Genomic DNA, 22819 nt, shown 5'->3' on the forward strand with positions numbered 1-22819 from the left:
CCACTTAGGATCACGCTGATAGTCCGGGTACCAGCCCGGATGCCCCTGCTTGTCTCATTTCTTCAAAATAAGAACGGCCGCTTTGTGAGTGGCTGCTCTGGTTATAGCCAGGACGTGGGTTGAAGCCCACGCCCTCGCCTTTACGGGTACAGCGGTTCTACGGGTACAGCAGCTGAATCACACGCCGTTTTGCAGCAGCATGTTACGTACGTGACCGATGGCCTTAGTCGGGTTCAGGCCTTTCGGGCAGACGTTGACGCAGTTCATGATCCCGCGGCAGCGGAATACGCTGAACGGGTCATCCAGTGCGGCCAGACGCTCGGACGTCTTGGTGTCACGGCTGTCTGCCAGGAAGCGATACGCTTGCAGCAGGGCGGCCGGGCCCAGGAATTTGTCCGGGTTCCACCAGAACGATGGGCACGAGGTCGAGCAGCAGGCGCACAGGATGCACTCGTACAGACCGTCGAGCTTTTCACGCTCTTCAGGAGACTGCAGACGCTCGATGGCCGGAGCCGGCGTGTCGTTCTGCAGGAATGGCTTCACCTTCTCGTATTGCTTGTAGAAGATGCTCATATCGACGACCAGGTCACGGATGACCGGCAAACCTGGCAGCGGCCGAACGATAAGCTTGTTGCCCTTGACCACCGCCGACAGCGGCGTGATGCAGGCCAGGCCGTTCTTGCCGTTGATGTTCATGCCGTCGGAGCCGCAAACGCCCTCGCGGCACGAGCGACGATAGGAAAAACCTTCGTCCTGCTCTTTGATCAAGGCCAGCACGTCCAGCACCATCAGGTCTTTACCACCGGTATCGACCTGGAAGTCCTGCATGAACGGCGCGGCGTCCTGATCAGGGTTGTAGCGATACACACTGACTTGCAACATAGCGGTCACCCTTAATAAGTCCGGACTTTAGGTTCGAAAGTCGGAACAGTCTTCGGCGAGAAGTTCACGGCACGCTTGGCGACGCGTTTTTCACCCGGGAAGTACAAGGTGTGGCACAGCCAGTTTTCGTCGTCACGGTCTTCGAAGTCTTCGCGGGCATGTGCACCACGGGACTCTTTACGCACTTCAGCCGCGATGGCGGTGGCTTCGGCCACTTCCAGCAGGTTCTGCAGTTCCAGCGCTTCGATACGGGCAGTGTTGAACGCCTGCGACTTATCGTTGATCTTCACGTTGGCGATTCGTTCACGCAATTGCGCCAGCTGGGCAATACCCTTCTGCATGTATTCGCCGGTACGGAACACACCGAAGTAGTTCTGCATGCAGCTTTGCAGCTCGCGACGCAGGGTGGCGACGTCTTCGCCTTCGGTACGCTCGTTGAGACCGGCCAGACGCTTGAGCGCCACGTCGATGTCGGTGTCGCTGGCGTCGCGGTATTCGATACCGTCGGTCAGCGCTTTTTCCAGGTGCAGACCGGCAGCGCGGCCGAATACCACCAGGTCGAGCAGCGAGTTGCCGCCCAGGCGGTTGGCACCGTGCACCGATACGCATGCCACTTCACCCACCGCAAACAGGCCAGGGATGATTTCGTCCACGCCTTCGGCGTTCTGGGTGATTGCCTGGCCATGAATGTTTGTGGCAACGCCGCCCATCATATAGTGGCAGGTTGGAACCACTGGAACCGGCGCAACGACTGGATCGACGTGAGCGAAGGTCTTGGACAGTTCGCAGATACCTGGCAAGCGGCTGTGCAGCACTTCTTCGCCGAGGTGGTCGAGCTTGAGCATCACGTGGTCGCCGTTCGGGCCACAGCCGTTACCGGCAATGATCTCTTTAACCATCGAACGAGCAACGACGTCACGACCGGCAAGGTCCTTGGCGTTCGGAGCATAACGCTCCATGAAACGCTCGCCGTGCTTGTTGATCAGGTAACCGCCTTCACCACGGCAGCCTTCGGTGACCAGTACACCAGCGCCGGCGATGCCGGTCGGGTGGAACTGCCACATTTCGATGTCCTGCACCGGCACGCCGGCACGCAGGGCCATGCCGACGCCGTCACCGGTGTTGATCAGGGCGTTGGTGGTGGACGCGTAGATACGGCCCGCACCGCCGGTCGCCAGCACGGTGGCCTTGGCGCGGATGTAGGTGGTTTCGCCAGTTTCGATGCAGATCGCGATCACGCCGACGAAGGCGCCGTCCTGGTTCTTCACCAGGTCGACAGCGTAGTACTCGTTCAGAAACACGGTACCGGCTTTCAGGTTGCCCTGATACAGCGTGTGCAGCAGTGCGTGACCGGTACGGTCGGACGCAGCGCAAGTGCGTGCAGCCTGGCCGCCCTTGCCGTAGTCCTTGGACTGGCCGCCGAACGGACGCTGGTAGATACGACCCTGTTCGGTACGCGAGAACGGCATGCCCATGTGGTCCAGCTCGTAAACAGCAGCCGGGCCTTCCTGACACATGTATTCGATAGCGTCCTGGTCGCCGATGTAGTCGGAACCCTTGACGGTATCGTACATGTGCCAGCGCCAGTCATCGTTCGGGTCGGCCGAAGCGATGGCGCAAGTGATGCCACCCTGGGCGGAAACAGTGTGCGAACGCGTCGGGAAGACCTTGGTGATCACGGCAGTCTTGTGACCGCCCTGTGCCAGTTGCAGCGCTGCGCGCATGCCGGCACCGCCACCACCAATGATGATGGCGTCGAAAGAAATCGTTGGAATGTTAGCCATGAATCAGATACCCCAGAGAATCTGCACACCCCAGACGAAGTAAGCGAACATCGCAACGCCGCATACTGCCTGGAAGAGGAAACGTACGGCAGTCGCCGACTTGCCGAACGCCATCTGCGTCAGGTAGTCGGTCGCGATGGTCCACATGCCGACCCAGGCGTGAGCGCCGAGTGCGACAAGTGCCAGCAGACTGAAGATACGCATCCAGTTGTTTGCAAACAGTTCGTGCCATTGGGCATAGCCCAGGCCGGGGTTGGCTACCACATATCCGATCAGGAAGATGAAATAAGCCGCGAGAACGACCGCAGAGACACGCTGCGCCATCCAGTCATAGAGGCCCGAACGCGAAAGGTTCGTGACGTTGGTTACCATATCCAGACTCCTGCCAGAACGATCAGCACCGCAGACACGGCGATAATGATTTTCGAGCCCAGCTTGCCGCCTTCCAGCGTCTCACCGATGCCCATGTCCATGATCAAGTGGCGCACGCCGGCTACCAGGTGATACAGCAAGGCGGACAGGATGCCCCAAATCACTAGCTTGGCTAGCGGACTGGTCAGACACGCTTTCACCTGACCGAAGCCTTCTTCCGAATCGAGCGACTTGTCCAATGCATAAAGCATGATGGCCAGGCTGACGAAGAGGATGACACCGGAAATACGGTGAAGAATGGACGTGTAAGCAGTGACTGGGAGTTTGATGGTCCTTAGGTCTAGGTTTACAGGTCGTTGGCTTTTCACGGCTTTTTTTTCACACTGAAGAGCCCCTAACAATCAGGGCAAAGTTGTTGGGGCGCGCACTGGTCAGGTACTCACCACCCAGGGAGTGACGACCCCCAAGAAAGCAGGCCCAAAAGCCCCTGGCGGTCGGTGGCCGAGTATAGACAGTTAGGCTACTAATGACAACGCGTTCACCTTCCCCTAATAGCGCATTGCACATGCAGGGCAAAAGGCGTAAACGGCAGGCAATTTCGCGGAAAAAGTCCGGTTAAAGCCTTCTGGAGCAAGACTTTAGGCAAATTGACATTCGGATTTATCTCACTATAGTGGTGCGGGCCCTGCGTGGGGGGTCTGTCTGATGATTCCAAGCATTAATAGGAGGCCACATGGCTGACAAAAAAGCGCAGTTGATCATCGAGGGCGCAGCCCCCGTCGAGCTGCCCATTTTAACCGGCACCGTTGGTCCCGATGTAATCGACGTACGGGGCCTGACGGCCACGGGCCGTTTCACCTTTGACCCAGGTTTCATGTCGACCGCCTCGTGCGAGTCGAAAATCACCTATATCGACGGCGACAACGGCATCCTGCTGCACCGCGGCTACCCGATCGAGCAACTGGCTGAAAAATCGGACTACCTGGAAACCTGCTACCTGCTGCTCAACGGCGAGCTGCCAACCGCAGAGCAAAAGGCCCAGTTCGTCAGCACCGTGAAGAACCACACCATGGTCCACGAGCAGTTGAAGACCTTCTTCAACGGCTTCCGTCGCGATGCTCACCCGATGGCCGTCATGTGCGGTGTTGTCGGCGCCCTCTCGGCCTTCTACCACGACTCCCTGGACATCAATAACCCCCAGCATCGCGAAATCTCCGCGATCCGCCTGGTGGCGAAGATGCCGACCCTGGCAGCCATGGTCTACAAGTACTCCATGGGCCAGCCCATGATGTACCCGCGCAACGACCTGACCTATGCAGAGAACTTCCTGCATATGATGTTCAACACCCCGTGCGAGATCAAACCGATCAGCCCGGTGCTCGCCAAGGCCATGGACCGCATCTTCATCCTCCATGCCGACCACGAGCAGAACGCCTCCACATCCACCGTGCGCCTGGCCGGCTCGTCGGGTGCCAACCCGTTCGCCTGTATCGCCGCCGGTATCGCCGCGCTCTGGGGCCCTGCCCACGGCGGCGCGAACGAAGCGGTACTGACCATGCTCGATGAAATCGGCGATGTCTCGAATATCGACAAGTTCATCGCCAAGGCCAAGGACAAGAACGATCCGTTCAAGCTGATGGGCTTCGGTCACCGGGTCTACAAGAACCGCGACCCGCGCGCCACCGTCATGAAGCAGACCTGCGACGAAGTGCTCAAGGAACTGGGGATCAAGAACGATCCGCAACTCGAACTGGCCATGCGCCTGGAAGAGATCGCCCTGACCGACCCGTACTTCATCGAGCGCTCGCTGTACCCGAACGTCGACTTCTACTCGGGGATCATCCTCAAGGCGATCGGCATCCCGACCAGCATGTTCACCGTGATCTTCGCCCTGGCGCGGACCGTCGGCTGGATCTCCCACTGGAAGGAAATGCTCTCCAGCCCGTACAAGATCGGCCGCCCGCGCCAGCTGTACACCGGCTACGAGTCGCGTGACATCACCAAGCTGGAAGACCGCAAGTAAGGCTTGCCTTGCAGTAAGTCTCAAGCTGCACCGGAACAGCCCCTGCTTCTTATAAAGAGCAGGGGCTGTTTTGTTTATGCCTTCAAAAAGCTTAGTGTCAGGACCGGCCTCTTCGCGAGCAGGCTCGCTCCCACAAGGATCGCATACCACTGTGGGTGCGAGCCTGCTCGCGAAGGCGTCCTCACAGACAACGCAAACATCACATGCAAAAAAATACCCCGGCCTCTCGACCGGGGTATTTCTTCAAACACAACGCTTCAACTTGAAGCTTTCAACTTGCAGCTGCCTCAGTGATTCACCGCCCCACTCGCCCCCAGGCCAGTCTGCGAACGCACGAACTGCGGGAAGAACAGCGCCCGCTCGTTGGCGCCTTCAGCCGACTTGTCGGTGATGGAGAAGAACCAGATGCCGACAAACGCGATGATCATCGAGAACAGCGCCGGGTATTCATACGGGAAGATCGCCTTCTCGTGACCCATGATCTGCACCCAGATGGTCGGACCAAGCACCATCAGGCCCACGGCACTGACCAGACCCAGCCAGCCACCGATCATGGCGCCACGGGTGGTCAGCTTCTTCCAGTACATCGAAAGCAGCAGTACCGGGAAGTTGCAGCTCGCCGCGATGGAGAACGCCAGGCCCACCATGAATGCGATGTTCTGCTTCTCGAACAGGATACCCAGGCCGATTGCCAGCACTGCCAGGGCAATGGTGGTGATCTTCGAGACGCGAATCTCGTCCTTCTCGTTGGCCTTGCCTTTTTTGATCACGCTGGCATACAGGTCATGGGACACCGCCGAGGCACCGGCCAGGGTCAGGCCCGCTACCACCGCCAGGATGGTCGCGAACGCCACCGCCGAGATGAAGCCCAGGAAGATGCTGCCGCCAACCGCGTTGGACAGATGCACCGCCGCCATGTTGTTGCCGCCCAGCAAGGCACCTGCCGCATCCTTGAAGGCCGGGTTGGTGCTGACCAGCAGGATCGCGCCGAAGCCGATGATGAAGGTCAGGATGTAGAAGTAGCCGATGAAGCCGGTGGCATACAGCACGCTCTTGCGAGCTTCCTTGGCGTCGCTCACGGTGAAGAAGCGCATCAGGATATGGGGCAGGCCAGCGGTACCGAACATCAGCGCCAGGCCGAGGGAGAAGGCCGAGATCGGATCCTTCACCAGGCCGCCAGGGCTCATGATCGCTTCACCTTTAGGGTGAACCTTGACCGCTTCGGCAAACAGCATGTTGAAGTCGAAGTTGACGTGCTTCATCACCATCAGCGCCATGAACGAAGCACCCGACAGCAACAGCACGGCCTTGATGATCTGTACCCAGGTGGTGGCCAGCATGCCGCCGAACAGCACGTAGAGGCACATCAGGATACCGACCAGGATCACCGCAACGTGGTAGTCCAGGCCGAACAGCAGCTGGATCAGCTTGCCGGCACCGACCATTTGCGCGATCAGGTAGAACGCCACCACCACCAGCGAGCCGCAAGCCGACAGGCTGCGGATCTGGGTTTGCCCGAGGCGATAGGACGCCACGTCGGCAAAGGTGTATTTACCCAGGTTGCGCAGACGCTCGGCGATCAGGAACAGAATGATCGGCCAGCCCACCAGGAAGCCGATGGAGTAGATCAGGCCGTCATAACCGGACGTGAACACCAGCGCGGAAATACCCAGGAAGGATGCCGCCGACATGTAGTCGCCGGCAATCGCCAGGCCATTCTGGAAGCCGGTGATCTTGCCGCCGGCCGCATAGTAGTCGGCCGCCGAGTTGTTTTTCTTGGATGCCCAGTAGGTGATGTACAGAGTCGCACCGACGAAGGCCACGAACATCAGGATAGCCGCGACGTTGAGGGGTTGTTTCTGCACAGCCCCCGCCACGGCATCAGCCGCCCAGACGCTCGGTGCGAACGCAGCGATGCTCAAAAGAGCCAGTAGACGCCGGATCATTGCTGAGCCTCCTTGAGAATCGCATTGTTCAGGTCGTCGAACTCGCCATTGGCGCGTCGTACATAAATGCCGGTCAGGACAAAAGCCGAGAGAATCAGGCCGATCCCGATGGGAATGCCCCAGGTGATCGTTCCCTCAGGCGTGATCTTGGCACCGAGAATATGCGGCCCGTAGGCAATCAGCAGGATGAATCCCGAGTAAAGCCCTAGCATGATCGCCGAGAGAATCCAGGCGAACTTTTCCCTTTTACTCACCAGCTCCTTGAAGCGCGGGCTGTTTTGTATCGAGAGGTAAATGCTGTCGTTCATTGTTTTTATCCTCGCAGCACAGATTTAAGTTGGAACGACCCTACTCTATGCGGCTCAAGGCCAGGTTCCAGACGACCTTAGTATTAGAACGACATGACGGTTTTGCCAGTTTCCCGCAATTTTCCGCGGTTCCCCCTCCTGTGGGAGCGAGCTTGCTCGCGATAGCGGCGTGTCTGCTTGCATCTCTATTGAATGTTGCGCCGTCATCGCGAGCAAGCTCGCTCCCACAGGATTTGTGGACAAGTCAGGAATCACGGGCACAAAAAAACCGCATGAACAACTCATGCGGTTTTTCGGAACAGTCAGACCAGGCCGTTTATTTGCCGGTCCACTCCTTCACGCGGTCCGGGTGCTTGGCAACCCAATCCTTCGCGGCGGCGTCCGGCTTGGCGCCTTCCTGGATTGCCAACATGACTTCGCCGATTTCGTCTTTCGAGGCCCACTGGAACTTCTTCAGGAACTCGACCACTTCCGGCGCCTTGGTAGCCAGCTCCTTGCTGCCGATGCTGTTTACGGTTTCAGCCGCGCCGTAGACGCCTTTTGGGTCTTCAAGGAAGCGCAGTTTCCACTTGGCGAACATCCAGTGCGGCACCCAACCGGTGACGGCGATGGACTCGTTCTTCTTCTCGGCACGGGTCAGCTCGGCGATCATGCCGGCGCCGGAGCTGGCCTTGAGTTGATAACCGGTCAGGTCGTAGTCCTTGATCGCCTGTTCGGTCTTGAGCATCACGCCTGAACCGGCGTCGATGCCGACGATGCGTTTCTTGAAGGAATCGTCGGTCTTGAGGTCTTCCAGCGACTTGGCCTTGACGTACTCTGGCACGATCAGGCCGATCTTGGCGTCCTTGAAGTTCGGGCCGTAGTCGACCACGTTGTCCTTGTTTTTCGTCCAGTAGTCACCGTGAGTCACCGGCAGCCAGGCCGAAAGCATTGCATCGAGCTTGCCGGTGGCCACGCCCTGCCACATGATCCCGGTCGCCACCGCTTGCAGCTTCACGTCATAACCGAGTTTCTGCTTGATCACTTCGGCCGCCACATGGGTGGTCGCGACGCTGTCGGACCAGCCGTCGACATAACCAATGCTCAGGGTTTTGGTTTCGGCGCTGGCCAGGGTGGAGCTGATCGCCAGTACCAGTGCGGCACCTGCGCCCAAGAGTCGTCGCATCTTCATCGTTACTTCCCCGAAAGTGCTGCGCCCGACGGATGCCGAGCAGCGTCAACGTATTGTTATGGTGCACAGCGCCCCCATCACGCTCACCTGCAAACCGGTTCGAACGCCAGTGGAGTACTGACAGGCTGATCATCAACCTGCGCCGATCTGGAACCTGCTCTGTCTGCGACCCTGAGGCAGCGAGAAACGACATCAGAAAGCCAGCAAGCCATCCCGGGCGTTTCAGACCGCGGATTTCGATCAAATCTTGCATGCCTGAACCAGGCGAGCCGCCAGGTCACTAGCGGTCAACACGCCTCAACGTGTATCGTCCCGCTACTATCGCGACCCGTCCGCGCTTGTTTTGCAGCCGTCATGGCACTTGGCTTCACTTCGGTGGTCATAGGCTGCGAACTTCATTCGGCACCTTCCTCTAAGGGATCCAGACATGCTCCGTTCCTTGCGCTTCGCTGCCTTCGCCGGCGGCCTTATCCTGAGTGCGTCCGCGCTGGCGGTGGATGTCGACGCCGCCAGCTATGGCTATCCCTTGACCAACCCGTTCGAGGCGACCATTGCCACCACGCCGCCGGACCTGCGCCCGGAGCTGCCGCTCAATGAGGACATCAACCAGTCGGACCAGAGCCTGACCCTGCGTCCGGAGCGCGAATTCATCCTGCCGGACAATTTCTGGCCGGTGAAAAGCCTCACCTACCGCATGGCTACCCAGGACAAACCCGCGCCGCTGATCTTCCTGATCGCCGGCACCGGCGCGCGGTATGACAGCACGCTCAATGAGTATTTGAAGCGCCTCTACTACAAGGCCGGCTACCACGTGGTGCAGTTGTCCTCGCCCACCAGTTTCGATTTCATGAGTGCCGCTTCGCGCTTCGCCACGCCAGGCATCACCAAGGAAGACGCCGAAGACATGTACCGCGTGATGCAGGCCGTGCGCGCGCAAAATCCGAAAGTGCCCGTCACCGAGTACTACCTGACCGGCTACAGCCTCGGCGCCCTGGACGCGGCCTTCGTTGCGCACCTGGACGAGACCCGGCGCAGTTTCAACTTCAAGAAAGTCCTGTTGCTGAACCCGCCAGTGAACCTCTACACCTCGATCACCAACCTGGACAAGCTGGTCCAGACCGAGGTCAAGGGCATCAACAGCACCACGACATTCTATGAACTGGTGCTGAACAAGCTGACCCGCTACTTCCAGCAGAAAGGCTACATCGACCTCAACGACGCCCTGCTCTATGACTTCCAGCAGTCCAAGCAACACCTGAGCAACGAGCAGATGGCGATGCTGATCGGCACCTCGTTCCGTTTCTCCGCGGCCGACATCGCCTTTACCTCAGACCTGATCAACCGTCGCGGCCTGATCATCCCGCCGAAGTTCCCGATCACTGAAAGCACCAGCCTGACGCCGTTCCTCAAGCGCGCGCTGCAATGCGATTTCGACTGCTACCTCACCGAACAGGTGATCCCGATGTGGCGTGCTCGCACAGACGGCGGCAGCCTGTTGCAACTGGTCGACCAGGTCAGTCTCTACGCGCTGAAGGATTATCTGCAGGCCAGCACGAAAATCGCGGTGATGCACAACGCCGACGATGTGATTCTCGGCCCGGGCGACCTCGGCTTCCTGCGCAAGACTTTTGGCGACCGCCTGACCGTTTATCCACTGGGCGGCCATTGCGGCAACCTTAACTATCGCGTCAACAGCGACGCCATGCTGGAGTTCTTCCGTGGCTAAATACCTCCTGCTTATCGCCGCGTTAATGAGCGCGGGCATGGTCCACGCCGATGACAGCAAGGCCAATGCGCCCGTGGTGGTGGATTCGGACGGCTTCAAGGAGCCGCTGACCAAACTCAAGTTCAACCCCGGCCTAGACCAGCGCGAATTCGAACGCTCGACGCTCAACGCCTTGAACGTCTATGACCCGCTGGAATCGTGGAACCGCCGCGTCTACCACTTCAACTACCGCTTTGACGAATGGGTCTTCCTGCCCATCGTCGACGGCTATCGCTACGTCACTCCGAGCTTCGTGCGCACCGGCGTCAGCAATTTCTTCAACAACCTGGGCGACGTGCCGAACCTGATGAACAGCCTGCTGCAATTGAAGGGCAAGCGTTCGATGGAGACCACGGCGCGCCTGCTCCTCAATACCACCGTAGGCATCGCCGGCCTCTGGGACCCGGCCACGGCCATGGGCCTGCCGCGCCAAAGCGAGGACTTCGGCCAGACCCTGGGTTTCTATGGTGTGCCCGGCGGCGCGTATTTCGTGCTGCCGATCTTCGGTCCTTCGAACCTGCGCGACACGTCGGGCCTGCTGGTGGACTACACCGCGGAATCGGCGATCAACTTCCTGAACGTCTCGGAGGTCAGCTCCAACCACCCGGAACTGCTGCTGTTGCGCGGCGTGGACAGGCGCTACCAGACCAGCTTCCGCTACGGGCAGCTGAACTCGCCGTTCGAGTATGAGAAGGTGCGGTACGTGTACACCGAGTCGCGCAAGTTGCAGATCGCCGAGTAACTTTCGGCAACCATAAAACCACTGTGGGAGCGAGCCTGCTCGCGAATGCGGCCTGACATTCAACATTAATGTTGCCTGACAGGCCGCTATGCGAGCAGGCTCGCTCCCACAGTTGTAATGCGTTGGCAGACTCAGCCTTTCAGCGCTTTCCAGATTTTGCCCACGACGAGCACACCCGCCAACACGGCCGCACCCGCGACAATCCCCGCCACCGCATTGAGCAGCATCGGCACGATAAACCCGGCGCCGCCGGCACCAGCCGCCACGCCTTCGATCCAGTGATGCACCGCCGGTACGCCATGGGTCAGGATGCCGCCGCCCACCAGGAACATCGCTGCCGTACCGATCACCGACAGGCTTTTCATCATGTAGGGCGCGGCGCGCAGGATGGCGCCGCCGATGCTTTTGGCGGCCTGGCCAGGCTTTTGGGTCAGCCACAAGCCCAGGTCATCGAGCTTGACGATCCCCGCCACCAGGCCGTACACGCCGACAGTCATGACAATCGCAATGCCCGACAGCACGATAACCTGCTGGGTCAGCGGCGCATCGGCGACAGTGCCGAGGGTGATGGCGATGATTTCCGCCGAGAGAATGAAGTCGGTGCGAACCGCGCCTTTGATCTTGTCCTTTTCGAAGGCCACCAGGTCCACCGCCGGGTCGGCCACCGCCTCCACCAGTTGCGCATGCCCGGCCTGGTCTTCAGCCTTGCTGTGAAGGAACTTGTGGGCGAGTTTTTCGAACCCCTCGAAACACAGGTAGGCACCGCCCACCATCAACAGGGGTGTCACCAGCCAAGGCACGAAGGCACTGATTGCCAGCGCCGACGGCACCAGGATCAGCTTGTTGATGAAGGAACCCTTGGCCACCGCCCAGACCACCGGCAGCTCCCGCTCGGCCCGCACACCAGAGACTTGCTGGGCATTGAGCGCCAGGTCGTCGCCGAGCACGCCGGCGGTTTTCTTGGCGGCCATCTTGGTCATCAGCGCCACATCGTCGAGCACGGTGGCGATGTCGTCGATCAAAGCCAGCAAACTGCTTCCAGCCATGGAGGGGCTCCTTGAACAATAATGCTGCGCAGCATACCGCGAGCGGCGCCGCCTTGGGGCATTCTTGAGCGGCCCGCGAGGCCGGTGCTACCATGCGCCACCGCCAGAACCGGCAAGGAACCCCAGGGTTTATGAGCACTATCCGCGAGCGCAACAAAGAACTGATCCTGCGTGCCGCCAGCGAAGAGTTTGCCGACAAGGGCTTCGCCGCGACCAAAACCAGCGACATCGCGGCCAAGGCGGGCCTGCCCAAACCCAACGTCTACTATTACTTCAAATCCAAGGAGAACCTCTACCGCGAGGTCCTGGAAAGCATCATCGAGCCGATCCTCCAGGCCTCCACGCCCTTCAACGCTGACGGCGAGCCGGGCGAAGTATTGAGCCACTACATCCGCTCCAAGATCCGCATCTCCCGCGACCTGCCCTTCGCCTCGAAAGTCTTCGCCAGTGAAATCATGCACGGCGCCCCGCACCTCAGCGCCGACCTGGTCGAACAACTCAACGCCCAGGCCCGGCACAACATCGACTGCATCCAGACCTGGATCGACCGCGGCCAAATCGCCCCCATCGACCCCAACCACCTGATGTTCAGCATCTGGGCCGCCACCCAGACCTACGCCGATTTCGACTGGCAGATCAGCGCCGTGACCGGCAAGGCCAAGCTCGACGAAGCGGATTACGAAGCCGCGGCGCAGACGATTATCCGGTTGGTTTTGAAGGGGTGTGAGGTGGGCTGATAGACCGGGTTGCCCTTATCGCGAGCAAGCTCGCTTCCACAGGAATCCAGGTTGCCAGCAGAGACTGTATTCACCACAAAACCCTGTGGGAGCGAGCTTGCTCGCGATGAAGACCACTCGGTTTCAAGTCAAAGCCAGATGGCATCCCACAGCGGATAGTCGCCAAGCCGCTTCACCAGGCCTGCCCGCAGTGGGTTGGCGACGACATAGCGCGCCATAACTATCAATCCATCCTCCTGCCTCAATGCTCGGTCATGGTATCCCGGCTGCCAAAGGCTGCCTCTATAGCCGGTGGATATGTTTACTGCCCGAGCGCTCAAGGACTTGGTCTTTTGCATCAGCTCGTTCAGTGAGCTTTGTTGCAACTCAACCAGCTAATGAAAATGGTCCGGCATGACCACCCAGGCTAATGACTTTGCCCATCGTTTATCCTCAGCACATCGAAATTGTTCAACGACCAATCTGCCTAAAGCGAAATCATGGAAGACGGGCTTTCGATCAGCCGTGTTAGTGGTCAATAAATAGATTCGATTCAACTCACCGTAGCGGCCGGTTCGCAAGCGGTGTGAAGCGGGTAGGTCAGACATTCCTGCGCCTCCAATGATCAGGTCATCAAAGGCTAGGCCAGTGGATTTTGAACGCCGGGCAGACTCTTCGCAGGATGTGTCGGGTAGATCGTCATCGCGAGCAAGCTCGCTCCCACATTGGATTTGCGCATTTCTTAAATTATGTGTCCAACACCCAACCCTGTGGGAGCGAGCTTGCTCGCGATGGCGCCAGTCCAGTCACTACATAATCAAACAACCACCCCCGTATCCGCCCTCAACCCCGAAACCTCCACCGCCTTCACCGCCACCTGCTCATCCACATCCGAAACATCCCCGCTGACACCAATCGCCCCTATCACCCTCCCGTCCTGATCCCTGATCAACACTCCGCCCGGCGCCGGCACGACGCTGCCTTGCCCCATGCCGTTCAAAGCGGCAAAGAACGCCGGGCGCTGCTGGGCGTCCTGGGCCAGCAGGCGTGAGCCTTTGCCCAGGGCGATGGCGCCCCAGGCCTTGCCGATGGCGATTTGCGGGCGTAGCAGGCTGGCGCCGTCTTCACGCTGCAAGGCCACCAGGTGTCCGCCGCTGTCCAGGACCGCGACGGTCAAGGGGGCTGCATTGACCTCACGGCCTGCGGCCAGTGCTTGTCCCGCCAGGTTGACGGCAACTTTCAAGGTTAGAACGCTCATGGGTGCTGTCCTTCTTTTGTTATGGGAAAGCCTTGGCGGCTTCACTTTCAGCAAAACCGAACACCACAAATAGAACACAACAATATATATTTTTGTATACAATAATTTACGCAAAGCAGCTTTAGCGACAAAAGGCCGCAGCAGAATCAGGTTCCCAACGAATTAAACGCGTGCTTGAGGAAAGGGATTGACCTGCGCCATTCGCCATGAATACACTCTGCCGCAAAGCCACTTGTATACAATTACAAAACGTAAGAGGCACAAAACAATGAGCAAAATGAGAGCAATCGAAGCCGCCGTCCTGGTGATGCGCCGTGAAGGCGTGGACACCGCCTTCGGCATCCCGGGTGCCGCGATCAACCCGCTGTACTCTGCCCTGCAAAAGGTTGGCGGCATCGATCATGTCCTCGCTCGCCACGTTGAAGGCGCCTCGCACATGGCCGAGGGCTACACCCGGACCAAGGCCGGCAACATCGGCGTGTGCATCGGTACTTCGGGGCCGGCGGGCACTGACATGGTCACTGGCCTCTACAGCGCTTCGGCCGACTCGATTCCGATCCTGTGCATCACCGGGCAAGCGCCCCGCGCCCGCATGCACAAGGAAGATTTCCAGGCGGTGGATATCACCAGTATCGTCAAGCCCGTGACCAAATGGGCGACTACGGTGCTGGAGCCGGGACAGGTGCCCTACGCCTTTCAGAAGGCTTTCTTCGAGATGCGCTCCGGCCGTCCGGGCCCGGTGCTGATCGACTTGCCGTTTGACGTGCAGATGGCCGAAATCGAATTCGACATCGACGCCTATCAGCCGCTGCCCCTGGCCAAGCCGGCCGCCAACCGGGTGCAGATCGAGAAGGCCCTGGCGATGCTGAATCAGGCCGAGCGCCCATTGCTGGTGGCGGGTGGAGGCATCATCAATGCCGATGCCAGCGATTTGCTGGTGGAGTTTGCCGAGCTCACCGGCATCCCGGTGATCCCGACCTTGATGGGCTGGGGCACGATCCCGGACGATCATCCGTTGATGGTCGGCATGGTCGGCCTGCAAACCTCGCACCGCTACGGCAACGCCACCTTGCTCAAGTCGGACGTGGTGCTGGGCGTCGGCAACCGTTGGGCCAACCGCCACACCGGTTCGGTGGACGTCTATACCGAAGGCCGCACGTTCATTCACGTCGACATCGAACCGACCCAGATCGGCCGGGTATTCACCCCCGACCTGGGTATCGTTTCCGACGCAGCCTCGGCCCTGACCGTGTTCATCGAAGTGGCCCGCGAATGGCAAGCCGCCGGCAAGCTGAAGAACCGCAGCGCCTGGCTTCAGGATTGCCAGCAACGCAAGGCCAGCCTGCAGCGCAAGACCCATTTCGACAACGTGCCGGTGAAGCCGCAGCGCGTCTACGAGGAAATGAACCAGGTGTTCGGCAAGGACACCTGCTATGTCAGCACCATCGGTCTGTCACAGATCGCCGGGGCGCAGTTCCTCCACGTCTACAAACCACGCCACTGGATCAACTGCGGCCAGGCCGGTCCCCTGGGCTGGACCATTCCGGCCGCGCTGGGAGTGGTCAAGGCCGATCCGGATCGCAAGGTCGTGGCGCTGTCGGGCGACTATGATTTCCAGTTCATGATCGAAGAACTGGCGGTGGGCGCACAATTCAAGCTGCCCTACATCCACGTCGTGGTGAACAACTCCTACCTGGGCTTGATCCGCCAGGCTCAGCGCGGCTTCGACATGGACTACTGCGTGCAGCTGTCGTTCGACAACCTCAACGCCCCGGAGCTCAACGGTTATGGCGTGGACCACGTCGCCGTGGCCGAGGGCCTGGGTTGCAAGGCATTGCGGGTGTTCGAGCCGTCAGGTATCCAGCCAGCGCTGCGCAAGGCCCAGGAGATGATCGAAGAGTTCAGGGTGCCAGTGATCGTCGAGATCATCCTTGAGCGGGTGACCAACATTTCCATGGGCACCGAGATCAACGCCGTCAATGAATTTGAAGACCTGGCGCTGGTGGGCAACGATGCACCCACCGCGATTTCATTGCTCGACTGACCTCCTCCTGTGGGAGCGAGCCTGCTCGCGAAGGCGATCTACCCTTTATTGAATGTTGACTGACATACCGCTTTCGCGAGCAGGCTCGCTCCCACAAGGACCTGCCAACTTTTTACAGGAGACCACCATGCCGCGTTTCGCCGCCAACCTGTCCATGCTGTTTACCGAGCAGGATTTTTTCGCCCGTTTCGAAGCGGCCGCCAAGGCCGGTTTCAGTGGTGTCGAGTACCTGTTCCCCTACGACTACAGCTCCGCCGAACTCAAGGCCCTGCTCGACGCCAATGGCCTGACCCAGGTGCTGTTCAACCTGCCGGCCGGCGACTGGGCCAACGGTGAGCGCGGCATCGCCTGCCTGCCGGACCGGGTCGAGGAATTCCGTGCCGGGGTCGACCTGGCGATTGCCTATGCCAAGGTGTTGGGCAACACCCAGGTCAATTGCCTGGCCGGGATCCGTTCGCAGAAGTGCGACGAAGCGCTGGCGGAAAAAACCTTCGTCGCCAACCTGAAGTACGCCGCCGAAAAGCTCCAGGGCGCCGGCATCAAGCTGGTGATGGAAGCCATCAACACCCGCGACATCCCGGGTTTCTTCCTGAACAACACCGCCCAGGCCCTGTCGATCCGCGAACAGGTGGGCAGCGCCAACCTGTTCCTGCAATACGACATCTATCACATGCAAATCATGGAAGGCGACCTGGCCCGGACGCTGTCGGCGCATCTGGGCGAGATCAACCATGTGCAACTGGCGGACAACCCGGGCCGCAACGAGCCCGGCACCGGCGAGATCAACTACCGCTTCCTGTTCGAACACCTGGATCGTATCGGCTATCAGGGTTGGGTCGGCTGCGAATACAAGCCGCTCACCACGACCGAAGCAGGCTTGGGCTGGCTGAAGACCCATAACGCGATCTGACCTGACACGAGCTTTTGTGGCGAGGGAGCTTGCTCCCGCTCGGCTGCGAAGCAGACGCATGTTTTTTTCACCGATGGATTTCTGGGGCCGCTTCGCGGCCCAGCGGGAGCAAGCTCCCTCGCCACAGAGTCCGCGGGGCATCTTAAACAAGAGAGGATTTTCCACATGGCTAAAATAGGATTCATCGGCACCGGCATCATGGGCCACCCCATGGCACTGAACCTGCAAAAGGCCGGTCACAGCCTGTTCCTGACCCAGCATCACGACGCTGCCCCGGCCGACCTCGTGGCAGGCGGCGCGGTGGCGCTGGCCAACCCGAAGGAAGTCGCCCAGGAGGCCGAGTTCATCATCGTCATGGTCCCGGATACCCCACAGGTCGAGGACGTGCTGTTGCGCGCCGACGGCGTAGCGGCCGGCGTGGGCGCGGGCAAGGTGGTGATCGATATGAGTTCGATCTCCCCCACCGCCACCAAGGCGTTCGCGGCGAAGATCAATGAAAAAGGCGCGCAGTACCTCGACGCCCCTGTATCGGGCGGTGAAGTCGGCGCCAAGGCCGCGACCCTGAGCATCATGGTCGGTGGCGACAGCGCCGCGTTCGAGCGCGCGCTGCCACTGTTCCAGGCGATGGGCAAGAACATCACCCTGGTGGGCGGCAACGGCGATGGCCAGACCGCCAAGGTGGCGAACCAGATCATCGTCGCGCTGAACATCCAGGCCGTGGCCGAGGCCCTGCTGTTCGCCTCGAAGAACGGCGCCGACCCGGCCAAGGTCCGTGAAGCGCTGATGGGTGGTTTCGCCTCGTCGAAGATCCTCGAAGTGCACGGCGAGCGCATGATCAAGGGCACCTTCGACCCGGGCTTCCGCATCAGCCTGCACCAGAAGGACCTGAACCTGGCCCTGCAAGGCGCCAGGGAGCTGAACATCAACCTGCCCAACACCGCCAACGCCCAACAAGTGTTCAGCACCTGCGCGGCCATGGGTGGCAGCAATTGGGACCACTCGGCGCTGATCAAGGGGCTGGAGCATATGGCCAATTTCTCGATTCGCGATAACTGACATAGCCGACACCCTGTGGGAGCGAGCCCGCTCGCGAAGGCGGTCAATCTGCCAATCAAGCGTTGACTGACACACCGCCTTCGCGAGCAGGCTCGCTCCCACAGGTAACCGAGTCGCCTCAGCCAATAATAAAAATCGGGAGCCCGCCATGTCGGTCGATCCGCAACAATTGCTGCGCGAGCTGTTTGCCACGGCCATCGACGCGGCCCATCCGCAGCACGTCCTCGAACAGTACCTGCCCGCTGACCGCAGCGGTCGGGTGATCGTCATTGGTGCCGGCAAGGCCGCCGCGGCCATGGCGCGAGTGGTCGAGCGCTGCTGGCGCGGCGAAGTCAGCGGCCTGGTGGTGACCCGCTACGGCCATGGCGCGCCCTGCGAGAAAATCGAAGTGGTCGAGGCCGCTCATCCAGTACCGGACGCCGCTGGCCTGGAAGTGGCCGGACGGGTGCTCGAACTCGTCAGCAACCTCAACGAAGACGACCGGGTGATCTTCCTGCTGTCCGGTGGGGGCTCGGCGTTGCTGGCCTTGCCGGCGGCGGGCATCACCCTGGCCGACAAGCAATCGATCAACAAGGCCCTGCTCAAGTCTGGCGCCACCATTGGCGAGATGAATTGCGTGCGCAAGCACCTCTCGGCGATCAAGGGTGGCCGACTAGGCAAGGCCTGCTGGCCGGCGACCGTCTACACCTACGCGATTTCCGATGTGCCCGGCGATCTTGCCACGGTCATCGCCTCCGGCCCTACCGTGGCCGACCCCAGCACTTCGGTCGACGCGCTGGCGATTCTCAAGCGCTACGGCATCGAGATCCCGGCCTCGGTGCGCACCTGGCTGCAAAGTCCGGAATCGGAGACCATCAAGCCCGGCGACCCGAGCCTGGCGCGCAGTCATTTCCAGCTCATCGCCCGTCCTCAGCAATCCCTCGAAGCCGCAGCGGTGAAGGCTCGCCAGGCCGGTTTCAGCCCATTGATCCTCGGTGACCTGGAAGGCGAATCCCGGGACGTGGCGAAGGTCCACGCCGGCATCGCCCGGCAAATCGCCCTCCACGGCCAGCCCTTGGCTGCGCCGTGCGTGATCCTCTCCGGCGGCGAAACCACGGTCACCGTGCGCGGCAATGGCCGTGGCGGGCGCAACGCCGAGTTCCTGCTGAGCCTGACCGACAGCCTCAAGGGGCACCCCGGCATCTATGCACTGGCGGGCGACACCGACGGCATCGACGGCTCCGAAGACAACGCCGGCGCCATCATGACCCCGGACAGCTATCGCCGCGCCACCGAGCTGGGCCTGAACGCCAGCGATGAACTGGATAACAACAACGGCTACGGCTACTTCGCCGCGCTGGACGGGTTGATCGTCACCGAGCCGACCCGCACCAACGTCAACGATTTTCGCGCCATCCTGATCCTCGAGAACCCGAAAAATGACGCCTGACAAGAAGGTCAAGATCCTCGCGACACTCGGCCCCGCCACACGTGGAATCGACGACATCCGCGAACTGGTGCAGGCCGGGGTGAACATCTTTCGCCTGAACTTCAGCCACGGCGACCACGCCGACCACGCCCAGCGCTACCAGTGGATCCGCGAAGTCGAGCAGCAGCTCAATTACCCGCTGGGCATCCTGATGGACCTGCAGGGACCAAAACTGCGGGTCGGCAAGTTCGCCGATGGCAAGGTGCTGTTGCAGCGCGGTCAAGCCTTGCGTCTGGACCTGGACCCGACGCCGGGCGATCAGCGTCGGGTCAACCTGCCCCACCCGGAAATCATCGCCGCGCTGGAGCCGGGCATGGACTTGCTGCTCGATGACGGCAAGCTGCGCCTGCGGGTAACCGCCAGACACACCGACGCCATCGATACCGAGGTGCTCAACGGTGGCGAACTGTCGGACCGCAAGGGCGTGAACGTGCCCCAGGCCGTGCTCGACCTGAGCCCGCTGACCGCCAAGGACCGCCGCGACCTGAGCTTCGGCCTGGAGCTGGGCGTGGACTGGGTGGCGCTGTCGTTCGTCCAGCGTGCCGAGGACATCCGCGAAGCCCGCGCGCTGATCGGCGACAAGGCGTTCCTGATGGCCAAGATCGAGAAGCCCTCGGCCGTCGCCCAACTGCGGGAAATCGCCGAACTGAGCGACGCGATCATGGTTGCCCGAGGTGACCTGGGCGTCGAGGTGCCGGCCGAGAGCGTGCCGCAGATTCAGAAAAACATCATCGGCACCTGCCGCGCCCTCGGCAAACCGGTGGTGGTGGCGACACAGATGCTTGAGTCGATGCGCTTCTCCCCGGCGCCGACCCGCGCCGAAGTCACCGATGTCGCCAACGCCGTGGCCGAGGGTGCCGACGCGGTGATGTTGTCGGCGGAAACCGCCTCGGGCGACTATCCCCTCGAAGCCGTGCAGATGATGAGCAAGATCATCCGCCAGGTGGAAAACGGCCCGGACTACCAGGCACAACTCGACGTCAGCCGACCGAAAGCCGAGGCCACGGTGTCGGACGCCATCAGTTGCGCGATCCGCCGGATCAGCAACGTGCTGCCCGTGGCGGTGCTGGTCAACTACAGCGAGTCGGGCAGCTCCAGCCTGAGGGCGGCGCGGGAACGGCCGACGGTGCCGATCCTCAACCTGACGCCCAACCTGCAGGCGGCCCGTCGCCTGACCGTCGCGTGGGGCGTGCATTCGGTGGTCAACGATCGGCTGCGGCAGGTGGACGAAGTGTGTTCCACCGCGCTGGAAATCGCCCAGGCCCAGGGCATGGCCCAGCGTGGCGACACCCTGCTGATTACCGCCGGCGTGCCGTTCGGGCAGCCGGGGTCGACCAACTCGCTGCGTATCGAGACCCTCCTCTGATTTTCCGTGGCGAGGGAGCTTGCTCCCGCTGGGTCGCGTAGCGGCCCCTTTTTTTGCGGTCGCTACGCAACCGAGCGGGAGCAAGCTCCCTCGCCACAGTGTTCCCTTATCCCTGACCCATATGCCCAACCATTCTTCATCCTCCCACTGCCCAGACTGGGCCACCGCCCTGCTCAACGGCTTCAGCCAGATCTTCCTCCAGCGCCATCCCCTGTGCGGCCTGTTCTGTCTCTTGGCGATTCTGCTCACCGCGCCAGCGTTGTTCGGCGGCGCGCTCCTGGGCGGCGTGGCCGGATTGCTGACGGCCCAACGGCGTGGTTATGCCAAGGAGGATCGGCAGGCCGGGCTGTTCAGTTATAACGGCATCCTGCTGGGTTTGCTGCTGAGCCTGGTATTGCCTTGGTCAGCCCTGTTGCCGCCATTGATCATCGCCGCTGGCGGCCTCAGCGCAATGCTCACCCAACAGTGGCTCAAGCGCACCCGAGGCCCACGCTGCCTGCCCGCCTACACCGCGCCTTTCGTCGGGCTCGGCTGGTTGCTGCTGGGTCTCGCCCCGCCTGCGCCCTTGCCCGCTGCACTGGAGCAGACACTCCCCAACCTGTTGCTTGCCCCGCTGAACGGCCTGGGCCAGGTCATGTTTCTCGACCAGCCCCTGGCTGGTGTGCTGATCACCATCGGCCTGCTGATCGCCAACCGTCGCGCCGCCGGCTGGGCGCTGTTCGGTTCCGTCGCAGGCTTTGCCTTCGCCTGGCTGCACGATTGCCCGCACGCCTTGTCCGGCCTGGGCGGCTACAACCCGGCGTTAGCGGCCCTGGCCCTCGGCCAACACACACGCGGGCCATGGCAGCCGCTGGCGGGCGTGCTGCTGGCGGTCCTTCTCGCACCGGGTTTCGCGGCGCTGGGCGCGGCGCCGCTGACGGCGCCTTTCATTCTCGCGTGCTGGCTGGTGCATGCCACCGCGCGGCTTTGGCACCCAGGCTGTCTCGACATCGCGCCTTGCACTCTGCGGGGCAATCACCCTAGGCTGGGCTGATCATTGGTTCAGGCGAAGGTTATGGACAGCAACAACAACTGGCGTGAACGCCTCTACGTGATCATTTTCCAGACCGACACGGTGGCCGGCCGGCGCTTCGACAGCACGCTGCTGTTGATCATCCTTGCGAGCCTGGTGATCGTGATGCTTGACAGCATCGACAGCGTGCACAAGAACTACGCAGCCCTGCTGGCCTACATCGAGTGGGGTTTCACGTTGATTTTCATCGTTGAATACGGCCTGCGCCTGTACTGCTCGCCCAAGCCGCTGCGCTATGCGTTCAGCTTTTATGGCCTGGTGGATCTGCTGGCGATCGTGCCGGGCATCCTCGCGTTGTACTACAGCGATGCCCAGTACCTGCTGATCGTACGGATCATCCGCATGCTAAGGATTTTCCGCGTTCTCAAGCTCAGCCCCTACCTCAAGCAGGCCAACTATCTATTGGCCGCACTGCGCGGCAGCAAGCAGAAAATCATCGTGTTCCTGGTCAGCGTGTCGACGCTGGTGACGGTGTTTGGCACCCTGATGTATGTCATCGAAGGCCCCGAGCATGGTTTCACCAGCATTCCCAAGGGCATCTATTGGGCTATCGTGACATTGACCACCGTAGGCTTCGGCGACATCGTGCCGAAGACGCCGCTGGGCCAAGTGGTTTCGTCCCTGGTGATGATTACCGGCTACTCGATCATCGCCGTGCCGACGGGTATCTTCACTGCGGAACTCGCCACCGCCATGCGCGGTGACCAGCTCAAGCACAATTGCCCGGTGTGCAGCAAAAACAACCACGAACATGGCGCTGCATTCTGTTCTCGTTGCGGTAACGCACTGTTTAAAAAATTGGAATAAGCAAAGCACTTTTTAATTCTTGATGACCTATAAGCTAAACGCTAGGGTGCTGGCTTATCGCCCGCATCCCTTGCCAATAAAAA

The 22819-nt window shown here is 60.8% G+C and carries 20 protein-coding genes and 1 pseudogene; 11 read left to right on the forward strand and 10 right to left on the reverse strand.

The window, feature by feature from the left end:
- Window positions 1-177 precede the first annotated feature (177 nt).
- The 4 genes from J3P96_RS20605 to sdhC are packed head-to-tail and all read right to left on the reverse strand — an operon-like array spanning window position 178 to window position 3406.
- On the reverse strand, window positions 178-882 hold the full coding sequence (locus J3P96_RS20605) for a succinate dehydrogenase iron-sulfur subunit (RefSeq protein ID WP_039594133.1): 705 nt from the start codon (window positions 880-882) through the stop codon (window positions 178-180).
- A gap of 11 nt (window positions 883-893) precedes the next feature.
- Window positions 894-2666: a succinate dehydrogenase flavoprotein subunit gene (gene sdhA, locus J3P96_RS20610; RefSeq protein ID WP_434653260.1), complete on the reverse strand. Its 1773-nt coding sequence runs from the start codon at window positions 2664-2666 to the stop codon at window positions 894-896.
- 3 nt (window positions 2667-2669) lie between these two features.
- On the reverse strand, window positions 2670-3038 hold the full coding sequence (sdhD, locus tag J3P96_RS20615) for a succinate dehydrogenase, hydrophobic membrane anchor protein (protein WP_003179222.1): 369 nt from the start codon (window positions 3036-3038) through the stop codon (window positions 2670-2672).
- Complete coding sequence (gene sdhC, locus J3P96_RS20620; RefSeq protein ID WP_003179220.1) at window positions 3032-3406, reverse strand: succinate dehydrogenase, cytochrome b556 subunit; 375 nt, start codon at window positions 3404-3406, stop codon at window positions 3032-3034. The genes sdhD and sdhC overlap by 7 nt, the downstream gene beginning before the upstream one ends.
- Before the next feature lie 365 nt (window positions 3407-3771).
- Between sdhC and gltA the strand changes: the two genes are divergently transcribed.
- A complete protein-coding gene (gene gltA / locus J3P96_RS20625; protein ID WP_003172803.1) occupies window positions 3772-5061 on the forward strand; it encodes a citrate synthase in 1290 nt (429 codons plus the stop codon).
- Between the two features lie 287 nt (window positions 5062-5348).
- Here the strand turns inward: gltA and J3P96_RS20630 are convergent, their stop codons facing one another.
- The 3 genes from J3P96_RS20630 to J3P96_RS20640 form a co-directional block, all read right to left on the reverse strand.
- Window positions 5349-7007 (reverse strand): cation acetate symporter, encoded by a 1659-nt coding sequence (locus J3P96_RS20630; protein WP_305496110.1) that lies wholly within the window; start codon window positions 7005-7007, stop codon window positions 5349-5351.
- Window positions 7004-7315, reverse strand: a complete 312-nt coding sequence (locus J3P96_RS20635) for a DUF485 domain-containing protein (protein WP_305496111.1) — start codon at window positions 7313-7315, stop codon at window positions 7004-7006. The genes J3P96_RS20630 and J3P96_RS20635 overlap by 4 nt, the downstream gene beginning before the upstream one ends.
- A 316-nt stretch (window positions 7316-7631) precedes the next feature.
- Window positions 7632-8486: a glycine betaine ABC transporter substrate-binding protein gene (locus tag J3P96_RS20640; RefSeq protein WP_434569410.1), complete on the reverse strand. Its 855-nt coding sequence runs from the start codon at window positions 8484-8486 to the stop codon at window positions 7632-7634.
- Window positions 8487-8913: 427 nt separating this feature from the next.
- On the opposite strand from J3P96_RS20640, the gene J3P96_RS20645 reads away from it, so the two are divergent.
- Entirely contained in the window at window positions 8914-10212 is a 1299-nt protein-coding gene (locus J3P96_RS20645) for a serine/threonine protein kinase (RefSeq protein ID WP_434653263.1), read from the forward strand.
- Window positions 10205-10993, forward strand: a complete 789-nt coding sequence (locus tag J3P96_RS20650) for an MlaA family lipoprotein (RefSeq protein ID WP_434653265.1) — start codon at window positions 10205-10207, stop codon at window positions 10991-10993. Before J3P96_RS20645 ends, J3P96_RS20650 begins: the two co-directional genes overlap by 8 nt.
- A 131-nt stretch (window positions 10994-11124) precedes the next feature.
- On the opposite strand, the gene J3P96_RS20655 is transcribed toward J3P96_RS20650, so the two are convergent.
- Window positions 11125-12039 (reverse strand): DUF808 domain-containing protein, encoded by a 915-nt coding sequence (locus J3P96_RS20655; RefSeq protein ID WP_434653267.1) that lies wholly within the window; start codon window positions 12037-12039, stop codon window positions 11125-11127.
- Between the two features lie 131 nt (window positions 12040-12170).
- Here J3P96_RS20655 and J3P96_RS20660 point away from each other — a divergent pair, with 131 nt between their 5' ends.
- Window positions 12171-12776, forward strand: coding sequence for a TetR/AcrR family transcriptional regulator (locus J3P96_RS20660; RefSeq protein WP_305496116.1), 606 nt, complete (start codon window positions 12171-12173; stop codon window positions 12774-12776).
- A gap of 128 nt (window positions 12777-12904) precedes the next feature.
- Here J3P96_RS20660 and J3P96_RS20665 read toward each other — a convergent pair.
- Both J3P96_RS20665 and J3P96_RS20670 read right to left on the reverse strand, forming a co-directional pair.
- Window positions 12905-13363, reverse strand: a pseudogene (locus J3P96_RS20665) (REP-associated tyrosine transposase).
- 209 nt (window positions 13364-13572) lie between these two features.
- Window positions 13573-14013 carry a GlcG/HbpS family heme-binding protein gene (locus J3P96_RS20670; RefSeq protein ID WP_434653269.1) on the reverse strand — a complete coding sequence of 147 codons (441 nt, stop codon included), beginning with the start codon at window positions 14011-14013 and terminating at the stop codon, window positions 13573-13575.
- Window positions 14014-14281: 268 nt separating this feature from the next.
- On the opposite strand from J3P96_RS20670, the gene gcl reads away from it, so the two are divergent.
- From gcl to J3P96_RS20705, 7 genes are all read left to right on the forward strand, one after another.
- Complete coding sequence (gene gcl, locus J3P96_RS20675; protein WP_305496119.1) at window positions 14282-16057, forward strand: glyoxylate carboligase; 1776 nt, start codon at window positions 14282-14284, stop codon at window positions 16055-16057.
- 127 nt (window positions 16058-16184) lie between these two features.
- Window positions 16185-16967, forward strand: a complete 783-nt coding sequence (gene hyi / locus J3P96_RS20680) for a hydroxypyruvate isomerase (RefSeq protein WP_434653271.1) — start codon at window positions 16185-16187, stop codon at window positions 16965-16967.
- 165 nt (window positions 16968-17132) lie between these two features.
- On the forward strand, window positions 17133-18023 hold the full coding sequence (locus J3P96_RS20685; protein ID WP_434653273.1) for a 2-hydroxy-3-oxopropionate reductase: 891 nt from the start codon (window positions 17133-17135) through the stop codon (window positions 18021-18023).
- 148 nt (window positions 18024-18171) lie between these two features.
- Window positions 18172-19452, forward strand: coding sequence for a glycerate kinase type-2 family protein (locus J3P96_RS20690; protein WP_434653275.1), 1281 nt, complete (start codon window positions 18172-18174; stop codon window positions 19450-19452).
- Entirely contained in the window at window positions 19442-20857 is a 1416-nt protein-coding gene (gene pyk / locus J3P96_RS20695; protein ID WP_434569420.1) for a pyruvate kinase, read from the forward strand. Before J3P96_RS20690 ends, pyk begins: the two co-directional genes overlap by 11 nt.
- A gap of 121 nt (window positions 20858-20978) precedes the next feature.
- Window positions 20979-21890: an urea transporter gene (locus tag J3P96_RS20700; RefSeq protein ID WP_434653277.1), complete on the forward strand. Its 912-nt coding sequence runs from the start codon at window positions 20979-20981 to the stop codon at window positions 21888-21890.
- 21 nt (window positions 21891-21911) lie between these two features.
- Window positions 21912-22736 (forward strand): ion transporter, encoded by an 825-nt coding sequence (locus J3P96_RS20705; RefSeq protein WP_434569422.1) that lies wholly within the window; start codon window positions 21912-21914, stop codon window positions 22734-22736.
- Window positions 22737-22819 lie beyond the last annotated feature (83 nt).

This window comes from Pseudomonas sp. R3-56, from assembly GCF_051132075.1.
Classification (GTDB): Bacteria; Pseudomonadota; Gammaproteobacteria; order Pseudomonadales; family Pseudomonadaceae; genus Aquipseudomonas.